This window comes from Winogradskyella sp. PE311, from assembly GCF_046545555.1.
Taxonomy (GTDB): domain Bacteria; phylum Bacteroidota; class Bacteroidia; order Flavobacteriales; family Flavobacteriaceae; genus Winogradskyella.
Genome location: NZ_JBHZTH010000001.1, coordinates 448343 through 461083, shown reverse-complemented (window position 1 = coordinate 461083; position 12741 = coordinate 448343). Strand labels below are relative to the sequence as shown.

Here is a 12741-nt window from a genome sequence, read left to right as displayed (position 1 = left end):
CCTAAAAAACGAATTTTATTAAGATTGTCTGCGTATATAGGCTAGGTGCGGTTTTTAATTTTGTGTTTCATTTATATAGCCTTAATCTATTATATCTAGGATCGCGGCTAATTTTTTACCATAATCTATAAACGCTATCGTTTCATCTGTCCTTGCTAATTTAATTTTATCAAAAATAACAAGTGCTTCTCCATTACTCTCTAAATGATAAATCTGATGACTTTCAAAAAAGCGAATGATTTCATCTGTAAAAAAGGATCTAATTTCGGATTCGTTGTTTCCCATAATAAGAAACTTCTTGGAAAAATCTGGATACATTTCAAAATCAATGTCTTTATAACCTGTATATGCCATTACACGGTCAAATATTTTTTCAAAGACTCCTTCTTTTTCCATTGTAAAAACAGGCATTTTTTTAGGTAATTTTAAGACCATTAGCGTCATGTTAAATGTCTCAGCCGTAAAAGCTGCCCCTTCACTGAAAGTTACATCAGTAATTTCCCAAGACACATCTAAATCTTTAAATGTTCCTTTTAGACAATTAGATTTGCGTTCAATAGGCCTAATTTCAAAAAAATGAAATTTCTTTAGATAACTGGTATTCCAATCTATTCGATTGGCGTATTGATAATCTTTTTCATTAGCTAAATTTTGTAATCGAGTTTGTCTTGATGATAATTTAGTAACAGAACGATTTAATGAAATTTTTAAAGCTCTATTATGTGTAGAGGAAGATACATGAGAATCTAATCCTTTTATAACGACTGTCCCACCTGTATTCTTTTGAATCTTTAGGTAATCTACTATATAATCCATATAAGTGATACCGACCAATCTTGTTTCTGATAAGTCAATATTAACATCTGCTCCAGAAGGAATTTCAGCTACCATTTTATCAATTTTTAAGATGCCTAAAAAATTAGCAATTCCTTTGATATTCAAATCATAACTACCATCTGGTTTCTTAACTAAATTTGTGCCTGATCGATAAATCATTTTAAAAAATTGAGGTATGGATACATTAGACAATAGCATGTGAGTGACCATGGTCAATAATAATCCACCGAGTAATCCAATTAATAAATTGGTGTAAAGCGTTAAAACCATAGTGCCAACAAAAAATATTAATTGCTCAATTCCTTGATTGTAAATTTGTTTGAAGACTGCAGGTGAAGCTAATTTAAATCCTGTATAAACCAGTAAAATTGCAAAAGCACATAGTGGGACTTGTCTCATTATTGGGCTTAATACCACAATAAAAATTAACAACAAAAGGCCTTGATACATGTTAGACCACTTTGTCTTTGCTCCATTATGGATGTTGACTGTACTTCGAATAATTACAGCAATAATAGGTAAGCCTCCAATCATACCAGCTGCCATAGTACTTAACCCTATTCCCATTAAATCCTTATTCAAATCAGTTTTTCGTTTATAAGGATCAATTTTATCAACTGCTTTCGCAATGGCAAGTGATTCAATGCTAGTTATAATCAAAATAGAGACTACGGTTGTCCAAAATTCTATAGTATTAATTTTACTAAAATTTGGATGCATAATAGAATCCATAATATTATCTGGGATATCTAATAGCAACTTAGGTCCAACCTCGTAGGCTTTTCCAAAAAAGGAAAGTGTATGTTGGTCAAAGAAATTGAAAATATATACAAAAGGAATAGAAAGCATAATAACCCACATTGGAGTTGGCAGAATATGGAAAAGTCGACTACTTATTTTGGAATGAAATAATAGTAAAAGCAAGCCAACTAGAGCGATGATTACTACAAATGGATTCGCTTTTGGTAGCTGTAAAGCAACATCTACTAGGTTCTGTATAATGCTAGGGCTATCTGAGTGTGTGCCCAAAGCAACATGAATTTGTTTTGCAAAAATTATGATTCCAATAGCTGCTAAAATACCGTGAATAACGGAAGAGTGAAAGATATCAGCTAATCGACCTAATTTTAATAATCCCAAAAAAACTTGAAGAGCACCTGAAACAACCACAGCTGCTAAAACATAATTAAAGGCTTGCCCAGAACCATCATCCATCAATGCAATTCCTAAAAGTATTACGGCAATTACACCTTTGGCAGGTCCGTTGACTGATATATGACCACCTCTATAAAGTGTAGTAACAACACCTCCAACAATTGCAGAAATTATACCTGCCATTGCAGGTGCACCTGCTGCTAAGGCAATACCTAATGAAAGCGGTAAGGCAATAAGTGACACACTCACTGCTGCGATTAAATCACTTTTCCAATTTTCAATTAAGCCTTTAAAGCCTTTTTTAGGTGTAATTTCCATTTATTTAACTATATATGTGTTTGTAAAATGTTGAGATTTTGAATATAAAAAATGTCAATAGGTCGCCTCACAATTCTTAAGTCATGTAATATATGAAATAGTTTAATTTCCGAGAAATTTCAATTTAAATCTATGACTTGTATCATAAATCTTTATTAAATAATATTGATTTTATTCGTTAATAACGCCTAACTCCCTATAAAATTTGAGGTTATACATGACTGTATGGTCGACAAATTCGCATAATGAGTAATCCAAAACAACATCTTGGTCTTCGGGAATATTGTCTAGTTTATCTTTCGGTTTGTAGTAATCAACATATGAACCTTGTTCTTTATACATAAGCACATTATCCTTAAGATTGGGGAAAATAAAACACCAATTCCAACGGTTCTAAAAGGTTGAGTGGACAATGCTATAAAAAAGAGTTAAAATAAGTTTCGAAGATAGCATTTTTTTAAAATTCAAAGCGTACGAAACCATTAAAGCTTAATAGGTTTACATTTATTTGTTATTTTCACAAAAAAGAAAGTTATGTTAGAATTAGCAGGAATAATTATACTAGGTATTTTAGCGCAATGGGTCGCATGGAAATTTAAAATACCAGCGATTTTACCATTAATTTTAATCGGTCTTTTAGTAGGGCCAATAGCTTCTGAGTTTTTAAGTGCAGATGGAGAAAAATGGATAGAACCTATTTGGAATGGTGAAAAAGGACTTTTTCCTGGTGACAGCTTGTATTATTTTGTGTCTTTAGCTATTAGTATTATTCTGTTTGAAGGTGGACTTACCCTAAAACGGTCAGAAATTAAAACTGTCGGACCCGTAATTACAAAGTTAATTACTTTGGGTTCTGCGGTAACATTTTTTGGTGCTGGTATTGTAGCTCATTTTATTTTTAACCTTACCTGGGATTTATCGTTTCTATTTGCTGGATTAATAATTGTAACAGGGCCAACAGTTATCACTCCTATTCTTAGAAATATTCCACTTAAAAAGGATATCTCAACCGTACTAAAATGGGAAGGCATTTTAATTGACCCTATTGGAGCCCTTGTTGCCGTTTTAGTTTTTGAATTTATTAGCGTAGAAGGGGACAGTGGCTTTACAAAAACAGCCTTAATGGAGTTTGGTAAAATTGTGCTTTTTGGTACTACATTTGGTTTCACATTTGCACACGCCTTAGCTTTTGCTATTAACAAAAAATTAATTCCTCATTATTTATTAAATGTAGTGTCTTTATCTACAGTTTTATTGGTTTTTGTAGAATCAGAAATATTTGCTCATGAGTCTGGTTTACTAGCTGTAGTGGTAATGGGGATGGTATTAGGTAACAGTAAGCTAGATAATCTTAAGGAATTACTTTATTTTAAAGAATCACTAAGTGTTTTATTAATATCCATTTTGTTTATTCTTTTGTCTGCAAACATCAATATTGAAGACTTGTTACTTTTATATACTTGGAAAACAGCCGCTTTATTTGCAATTGTTGTATTTGTAATAAGGCCTATCGCGGTCTTTTTGAGCACGCAAGGTTCTAAACTTAATCTTAATGAGAAACTCTTTATAAGTTGGGTAGGACCAAGGGGTATTGTTGCCGCAGGTATCGCATCGTTGTTTGGAAGTAAATTACTGAAACAGGGAGTTGAAGGTGCTGAATATATTACACCCTTAGTGTTTATGATCGTATTAGGCACTGTATTACTTAATGCCACAACAGCACGTTTATTTGCTAAGATGGTAGGCGTGTTTTTAACTAATTCTAATGGAATTTTAATAGTTGGCGCGGGTAAAGTCTCACGTTTATTAGGACATTATCTCGAGTCAAACGGAAGACATGTTGTATTAATTGATAGTAATAAAAATAATATTACAAAAGCTAAAGAATTAGGTTTAGAAGCTTTCGACACGAATATATATTCTGAAACGTTGACTGATAATATAGAGCTCAATGATGTTGGTTATTTAATGGCTCTAACAGGAAATTCAGATATTAATAAATACGCCATTAATAAATTTAGTAAACAATTTGGGGAAAATGGATCGTTTAGATTAGTGTCTACTGCAGAAATGTTAGATGAAAATAATAACCCACACGAAGGTTTATTTTCACATACAGATGATTTTAATTCTCTGAGTGAAGTTGCCAAGAGTTATCCGTCAATACAAGAAGTTGATGTTAATGATAAAGAGCATTATGAAAAACTGATAGATATTGCAAATAACGACAAGGATATTATCCCCTTATTTTTGAAAAACAACAATGATGAGTTTATCATAATATCGTCTTACAATAAAGATATTGACACAATTAAAGAGAACTCTAAATTAGTATATTTAGGAAAGCCTTTTGATGTTGAGAAGGTAGCGCAAGAAGTGGCTGACTAATCATTCAACTTTAAAACAGCCATAAATGCTTGCTGAGGTATTTCTACATTCCCAACCTGGCGCATACGTTTTTTACCTTTTTTCTGCTTCTCTAAAAGTTTACGTTTACGCGAAATATCACCACCATAACATTTGGCTGTAACATCTTTACGTAATGCTTTTACGGTTTCGCGCGAAATAATTTTCGCTCCAATAGCGGCTTGTATGGGAATATCAAACTGTTGTCTTGGTATTAACTCCTTCAACTTTTCACACATTTTTTTACCTATATGTTGTGCATTATCTGCATGAATTAAAGCAGAAAGTGCATCTACAGGCTGAGCGTTTAAAAGTACATCTAGTCGCACTAGTTTTGAAACTTTCATACCGATTGGAGAATAATCGAAAGAGGCATAACCTTTAGATACTGTTTTTAACCGATCGTAAAAATCAAAAACGATTTCAGCAAGTGGCATTTCAAAGATCAATTCTACACGTTCAGTCGTTAAGTAGGTCTGGTTGATAATCATACCGCGTTTTTCTATACACAGGCTCATTACGTTACCAACAAAATCAGATTTTGTGATAATAGTAGCTTTTATAAACGGTTCTTCAACACGGTTAACCGTTGTTGGTTCTGGTAAATCACTTGGATTGTTAACCTCAAAAGCAACATCAGGATTTTTGTTAGTATAGGCATGGTACGACACATTAGGTACCGTTGTGATAACCGTCATGTCAAACTCGCGCTCTAAACGCTCTTGTATAATTTCCATGTGCAGCATTCCTAAGAATCCACATCGAAAACCAAAACCTAAAGCGGCTGAACTTTCTGGAGCAAAAACCAAAGAGGCATCGTTAAGTTGAAGTTTTTCCATAGAATTACGAAGCTCCTCATAGTCTTCTGTATCTACAGGATAAATACCAGCAAAAACCATCGGTTTTACATCTTCAAAACCCTCTACAATGTTTGTTGTTGGGTTAGCAAAGTCTGTAATTGTATCACCAACCTTTACTTCTTTAGCGGTTTTTATACCTGTAATTAAGTAGCCTACGTCTCCAGCTTTTACAGATGTTTTTGCAACTTGGGTTAATTTTAATGTACCAACCTCATCTGCAAAGTAGTCTTTATCTGTAGCTACAAATTTAATTTTTTGTCCTTTTTTAATTTCACCATCAAATACCCTAAAATAAGTTTCAATACCTCTGAAGGTGTTATAAACAGAGTCAAAAATTAACGCTTGTAATGGAGCGTTAACATCTCCTTCAGGTGCCGGAATACGTTCAATAATTGCTTTTAAAACATTTTCAACTCCAAAACCTGTTTTTCCACTCGCATGAATAACTTCTTCCGGGTCACAACCTAATAAATCAACAATATCATCAGTTACTTCCTCCGGATTTGCACTTGGTAAATCGACTTTATTAAGAACAGGAATAATTTCTAAATCATTTTCTAGTGCCAAATACAAGTTAGAGATTGTTTGCGCCTGAATACTCTGAGCGGCATCAACAATGAGAAGAGCCCCTTCACATGCAGCGATAGACCTAGATACCTCGTAAGAGAAATCTACATGTCCAGGGGTGTCAATTAGATTTAATACATATTTTTCACCTTCAAATTCATAATCCATTTGTATTGCGTGCGATTTAATAGTAATTCCGCGCTCACGCTCTAAATCCATACTATCTAAAAGTTGCGCCTGTTGTTCACGAGCTGTGACAGAACCAGTAACATCGAGTAAACGATCAGCCAAGGTACTCTTTCCGTGATCAATGTGGGCTATAATGCAAAAGTTGCGAATATTCTTCATGTATCGTTTTCTAAGGGCAAAAATATAAATGCAAATATAATTGATTTCTTAAGCTTTGTAGCATGAAAAAGACCAATAAAACCTCGTTGAATTGCTGAAAAACCATAATAAAAAGTAAAAAACAATAGTTATCTTGCCATTTAATTATAATTGATGATTATTATACCCAGACTTTACCTTAGCGCAGTACTCTTTGCGTTGTCTTTTGTTGGCATTGCTCAGGATTTTTCTATTTCAGGAAAAGTTGTTGACGCTAACAATAATCCAATAGAATTTGCCAATGTAGTTGTTTTTAGTGGTACTGAAAATGACTTTTTAAAAGGAACGTCTACAGATGAATTTGGGTTTTTTAAACTTGATGATTTAGATTCTGCTAATTACCTTATAAAGATAAGTTACATTGGGTTTAATCCTTTTGAGCAAAAGATAATTTTAAAAGGCAATTTAAACCTCAAAACTATTCAGTTAAAACAGATTTCTGAGCGTCTAAGCGAGGTTGTTGTCATCGCTAAAAAACCAACAATAACACGCAAACCAGATCGCTTAATATTTAATATAGAAAACACAGCTTTAACGGAAGGGTCTACGCTTGGTGTTTTAAAAAGCACACCAGGTGTTATAGTTTCAGAAGGTAGTATAAATATAAAAAGCGCACCCGCAACAGTTTTTATTAATGATCGACGCGTTCAACTAACATCTGCAGAGTTAATACAGCTTTTAGAAAGTGCACCAGCAAATAGTATTAAGTCTGTTGAGGTTATAACCAACCCACCAGCTAGTTATGATGCAGATTCGGGCTCTGTAATTAATATAGTTATGAGCAAGAACCTGGTTACTGGTTATCGCGGAAGTGTTCAAACGAATTACACTCAAGGTGTTTTTCCGAGATATAATGCTGGTACAAGTCATTATTTTAAAAACAACAAGGTTAATGTTAATGTAAATTATAATTACACAAATAAAAAAATCAATAGAGATCAAGATGATCGTGTCGACTTTTTTAATTCTGCGGAGATAGTTGATGAAATCTGGACCTCAAACGTTAACAGAAATTCCAGCTCAGAAAGCCACAACCTTAATCTAAATTTTGATTATTATTTGGATGATAAAAACACATTGAGTTTAACAAGTACTGGTTTGTACACACCTTATTTTAAATACCAAATCAAGAATATTACAAATATTACAGATATCAATCAAAACGTAGAAGGCGCTTTTACTGCTGATAATTTATCGAGAGACACAAAATATAATATTGGTACAGATCTTATTTTTAGACACGATTATGATAACAGTGCGTCATTAACTTTTAATGGTCATTATACAGTTTATAATTATGAACGCAATCAGAATGTATTTAGTAATTTCTTTGATCAAAACAATAATTTTACTAATGATTCTGAATTTAACACATTAGCCAATCAAGATACTCAGATTTTTTCCGGAAAAATAGATTATAACCTGCCCTTTAATGATAACTCTAGTTTCACAGTTGGTTTAAAATATTCTAATATTGTTACAGAAAGTGATATCACTAAACGAGATATAATTGGAGCTTCTGAAGTTATTGACCTAAACAATACAGATGCTTTTAATTATGATGAAAAGGTAATAGCTGGCTATTCTAATTTTACAAAATCCTGGGATAAGTGGGACATAGCCTTAGGCCTAAGGGTAGAGCAAACTAATATTAAAGGTGAGTCGTTGTCTTTATTGGAAGTAAATACGCAAAACTATTTAAATTGGTTTCCAAACGCTAGCATATCTCATCAGTTATTGGAGGATGTTAGTATATATGCAACATATAAACGCAGTATTGCAAGACCAAGTTATACAGATTTAAACCCATTTACCTTTTTCTTAAATGAAAACAATGTAGTGCTTGGTAATCCCAACTTAATACCAGCATATAGGGATCACTATAAAATAGGAACAAGTTTCTTAGACTATTTTACAATAGAAGCTTATTATATGAATTATGACGGTGATATTGTAGAACTGCCAAGGCAAAACAATGCAACTAATGTTGTTGAAATCACACCTACTAATTTAGATAATAAGGTAGATTTTGGGTTTGATTTTTCTTTTGATTATTACCCTACAAATACTTGGAATCTTTATTTTGCAACTTCTTTTTTTAATGTTTCCGAAGAGGTTAATTTTAATGACGGATTTGTAGAGTTAAGTCAATGGTCTAACTATAGTGTTTTACAGAACAGTTTTTCAATGCTAGAAGATCAAAGTTTAAATGTTAATTTAACGCTCACCTGGGTTGGTAAAAGTTTATTACAATTGCAAACAAAAGAAGATCAATTATTTTCTGAATTTAGTATTTCAAAAACTGTGTTGAATAAAAAAGGTGTTATATCTCTTGCGGTTGAAGATATCTTTAATTTTCAAGATCAGGAAACCTTATTACGTTACGGTAATCAATCTAGTGGAAGTTTTGTAGACGTAGACAATCGCTTGATTAAATTGGGTTTCCGCTATAAATTTGGAAACACCAAGTTATCTACCAACGAGCGTGCTACAAGTGCTGAGGAGCGAGAGCGTCTTAAAGACTTAAATTAGTATTAGCCTATTAGAATGTAAAATATATTAACGATGATAAGTTGAAAAATTTATCAATCTTGCCACTCAGCAATAAACAAATTGGTATCTCGTCCACCTCCATTATTTCGGTTAGAGGAAAATGCTAAATATTTACCGTCATTAGAAAATACAGGAAATGCATCAAAAGTCTCACCATGTGTAACGCGTTTTAAATTCTTTCCATCTATATCTATTAAATATAAGTTGAAAGGAAAACCACGAGTAGCTTCAAAATTAGAAGAGAATAAAACTTTGTCTCCAGAAGGATGGAAAAAAGGACTCCAGTTAGCATTTCCCAAATCAGTAAGTTGTCTTAAGTTAGTACCATCTGCATTGCAAATATATAACTCCATTTCAGTTGGCTCTACAAGACCTTCAGCCAACAAGTCTTTATATTCTTTTATTTCTTTATCAGTTTTTGGTCGAGACGATCGGAAGATTAATTTTGTACCATCTGGTGAAAAGAATGCACCACCGTCGTAACCTAGTTCATTGGTTATTTGTTTTACATCAGTACCATCAATATTCATAGTATATAGCTCTAAATCACCACTTCTTGTTGAGGTAAATACAATTTTATCACCTTTAGGAGATACGGTTGGTTCTGCGTCATAGCCAATTTCATTAGTTAGTTGTTTTACAATATTCCCCTCTAAATCGGCGACAAAAATATCATAGCTGTCATAGATAGGCCAAATGTATTTACCGTTTTTACGCAGAGGTGTATCTGGGCACTCATCTTGTTTTAAATGTGTAGACGCATAAATAATATGTTTATTGTCTGGTAAAAAATATGCACATGTAGTTCTGCCCTTACCTGTACTTAACATCGGAGGTGCAATACTATCAGTAAATGTTTCGTTTACATTCATTAAAAACATTTGGTCACACCCAACATTCCATTTGGCATTATTAGATTGAAAAACTAATTGCTTATCATCAAAACTCCAGTATGCCTCTGCGTTATCACCACCAAATGTAATTTGTCTTATAGATTTAAAGTGAGACTCTTCAGGATAGATTAAAGTATCTTTTGCAGGCCTTAAATTTTCTGTAGTTTCCGATGCGTCAGACTTGGCAATTTCATTTTTACACGATGAAAACGTAAATAAAACAAGAATGATAAGAAATAGTTTGTTCATAATGAAGTATTATAATAAATGGCTTTTAATGCCTAATTTTGTGCAAAAATAAGATTTCAAAATGAAAAATTTAGTGTTTTTATTTCTTTTAGTAGGAATAGTATCTTGTAACAGCAAACCTAGTATTGCCGAGGATAAAATAAAAGAAGATGTTGTTTTTTTGGCAGATGATAAACTAGAGGGTCGTCAAACCGGAACTCACGGTGAAATTTTGGCTTCAGAATATATAGTAAAGCGTTTTAAATCTATTGGTTTACAACCAAAAGGAACGGAGAATTATTTACAGTCTTTTTCGTTTAAACCAAAAACAGATCCTCATAAAGAGGTAGAATTTACAACGAATGCGGATAGCACTATCACTGGCCATAACGTTATAGGGTTTATTGATAATAATGCCAAAACAACAATCGTTATTGGTGCTCATTATGACCATTTAGGTTTTGGTGGAGAAGGCTCATTATATAGAGAAAAGGATAAAGCAGTGCATAATGGAGCGGATGATAATGCAAGTGGTGTTGCCGTGATGTTAAATTTAGCGAGTCGATTAAAAGTTAAAAATGAGACTGCTGAAATTAAAGATGCAAACAACTATTTATTTATGGCATTTTCAGGTGAAGAAATGGGCTTGTTAGGATCTAACTATTTCTCTAAAAATCCAACGGTCGATGCAGAATCAATCAACTATATGATTAACATGGATATGGTTGGTCGCATGAAACAAGATAGTACGTTAGCGGTATATGGTACAGGAACATCACCAATGTTTAAGCAAACTATAAAATCTAACAATGATAAATTCAAAATTGTTGAAAATGAGAGTGGAGTAGGGCCAAGCGATCACACGTCATTTTATTTAATAGACATTCCTGTTTTACATTTTTTTACAGGTCAGCACGAAGATTACCATAAACCAGGTGATGATTCAGATAAGTTAAATTATGTTGGCATGGGGTTAATTTCAGATTATATCTACGATATTATATCAGATTTAGATGATAATGGGGAGTTAGCCTTTAGAAAAACAAAAAACGAAAGTGAAGAAACACCTCGCTTTAAGGTTGGTTTAGGAGTTGTTCCAGATTATTTATACGACGGAAAGGGTATGCGGATAGACGGTACAAGAGAAGAGACACCAGCTTTTAACGCAGGCTTAAAGAAAGGAGATGTCGTTATAAAACTCGGTGATAGTATCATAACAGATATGATGAGTTATATGAGAGCGCTTTCTGTTTTTGACAATGGAGATATTGGAGATATTACAGTAAAACGTGATGATGAAGTCATTAATACAACAGTTAAATTTTAACTAAGCCGCCACAACACAAGGGTTTCTAATTAAATTTTATTGTACATTTATAATAAAAAGGAATATGACTAAGACGAGTAAATCTCGCTCCTTGTTTACTCTGCTATTTTTGTTTTTAGCTTTTTCTTGCAACAATGAGCCAGTAGAAGAGGGTACAGATTTAAACATAAACGGTTTAAATAACGACGACCTATTAGGTGAGTGGAATTTGTCTGAGTTTTATGTTACGTTAAATAGCATTGCATCTTTTGAGAATCAAACTACAATTTCAGATGTTGATATTATTAGTACAAACGTAGCTTACATTTTAGAGTTTGACACAAGTACATTTTCAACTAATGGAAACTATTCTTACGACGTGGATATTGATGTTAATGGAATTAATAGTGCTACTGATTCATATACCTTAGATAATGTTTCGGGTATGGGTACCTATTTAATAAACGAAAACGAAATGACTATAGATGGGTCTTTTTTTGAGTTTAATATTGAAGGTATAGACAATGCGTCATCGCAAGGAGAGCAAACTGTTGATTTTGAGTTAGCAGATGACGGAGAAACATTAACGTTTACTCAAAATAATTCAGTAACACAGACCGATGAGTTAACAGGTACAATAATTATGAGTACAACAAACTCTACTTCTGTTTGGACACGAGATGAAGCTCAAAACACATGTGATCTGCAAGCGGCAACTAATGAAGCAGAATTAGCGTTTAATCAAGATGATACAAATGAGGGCCTTTGTAACGGCTATAAATTAGCGTTAGAAAACCAAATAGCAGAATGTGGAGACATTGACGGCAACTTGCAGGCCCTTATTGATGATTTAGGAGATTGCTCATTTAGCAATATGGGAGAACCAGGGTCTCTAGTTGTTACTGCCGGAACTCTTTTTATAGATTTTATTAATCAAAATATTAGCCTACAAGAAGGAGTAATTATTGTAGATGCAACGAATTCAACTAATAATTATTTCCTTTATTTTGAGGTGGTCGAAGGAGCAACAGGTATTAATGCTTTGCAAAATTTTGTAATAACGTTTAATGGAACCGACTATTTTCCATCCACACAAGGCGTAGATGATTTTGAGTCTGAAACCACCGTAAGCAGCCAAGGTATTTTTATTGCAACTTTTAGCGGTTTTGTAGAAAGTGCTGCAGGTGCGGACTTAAGCCTCACTTTAGGTATGGCAGATTTAAATTATTAA

General features: G+C 33.2%; 7 protein-coding genes. 4 read left to right on the top strand and 3 right to left on the bottom strand.

Going from position 1 to position 12741, the window contains the following annotated elements; all coding sequences use genetic code 11:
* Window positions 1-81: 81 nt before the first annotated feature.
* The gene (locus ACFWU4_RS01965) at window positions 82-2310 is read right to left on the bottom strand and encodes a SulP family inorganic anion transporter (protein WP_411124340.1); all 2229 of its coding nucleotides are present in this window, start codon (window positions 2308-2310) and stop codon (window positions 82-84) included.
* A gap of 534 nt (window positions 2311-2844) precedes the next feature.
* Here ACFWU4_RS01965 and ACFWU4_RS01960 point away from each other — a divergent pair.
* Window positions 2845-4698 (top strand): cation:proton antiporter, encoded by a 1854-nt coding sequence (locus ACFWU4_RS01960; RefSeq protein WP_411124338.1) that lies wholly within the window; start codon window positions 2845-2847, stop codon window positions 4696-4698.
* Here the strand turns inward: ACFWU4_RS01960 and lepA are convergent.
* Window positions 4695-6491 (bottom strand): translation elongation factor 4, encoded by a 1797-nt coding sequence (lepA, locus tag ACFWU4_RS01955; protein WP_411124336.1) that lies wholly within the window; start codon window positions 6489-6491, stop codon window positions 4695-4697. The two genes, ACFWU4_RS01960 and lepA, sit on opposite strands and share 4 nt — an antisense overlap.
* Before the next feature lie 153 nt (window positions 6492-6644).
* Here lepA and ACFWU4_RS01950 point away from each other — a divergent pair, with 153 nt between their 5' ends.
* Window positions 6645-9062: a TonB-dependent receptor domain-containing protein gene (locus ACFWU4_RS01950; RefSeq protein ID WP_411124334.1), complete on the top strand. Its 2418-nt coding sequence runs from the start codon at window positions 6645-6647 to the stop codon at window positions 9060-9062.
* 53 nt (window positions 9063-9115) lie between these two features.
* Here the strand turns inward: ACFWU4_RS01950 and ACFWU4_RS01945 are convergent, their stop codons facing one another.
* A complete protein-coding gene (locus tag ACFWU4_RS01945) occupies window positions 9116-10225 on the bottom strand; it encodes a TolB family protein (RefSeq protein ID WP_411124332.1) in 1110 nt (369 codons plus the stop codon).
* A 61-nt stretch (window positions 10226-10286) separates the two neighbouring features.
* Between ACFWU4_RS01945 and ACFWU4_RS01940 the strand changes: the two genes are divergently transcribed.
* Complete coding sequence (locus tag ACFWU4_RS01940) at window positions 10287-11531, top strand: M28 family peptidase (protein WP_411124330.1); 1245 nt, start codon at window positions 10287-10289, stop codon at window positions 11529-11531.
* Between the two features lie 64 nt (window positions 11532-11595).
* Entirely contained in the window at window positions 11596-12741 is a 1146-nt protein-coding gene (locus ACFWU4_RS01935; RefSeq protein ID WP_411124328.1) for a hypothetical protein, read from the top strand.

Excerpts from the sequence above, each read along its gene's own strand:
- ACFWU4_RS01965 (WP_411124340.1), bottom strand. The coding sequence starts at position 2,310 with ATGGAAATTACACCTAAAAAAGGCTTTAAAGGCTTAATTGAAAATTGG.
- ACFWU4_RS01960 (WP_411124338.1), top strand. The coding sequence starts at position 2,845 with ATGTTAGAATTAGCAGGAATAATTATACTAGGTATTTTAGCGCAATGG.
- lepA (WP_411124336.1), bottom strand. The coding sequence starts at position 6,491 with ATGAAGAATATTCGCAACTTTTGCATTATAGCCCACATTGATCACGGA.
- ACFWU4_RS01950 (WP_411124334.1), top strand. The coding sequence starts at position 6,645 with ATGATTATTATACCCAGACTTTACCTTAGCGCAGTACTCTTTGCGTTG.
- ACFWU4_RS01945 (WP_411124332.1), bottom strand. The coding sequence starts at position 10,225 with ATGAACAAACTATTTCTTATCATTCTTGTTTTATTTACGTTTTCATCG.
- ACFWU4_RS01940 (WP_411124330.1), top strand. The coding sequence starts at position 10,287 with ATGAAAAATTTAGTGTTTTTATTTCTTTTAGTAGGAATAGTATCTTGT.
- ACFWU4_RS01935 (WP_411124328.1), top strand. The coding sequence starts at position 11,596 with ATGACTAAGACGAGTAAATCTCGCTCCTTGTTTACTCTGCTATTTTTG.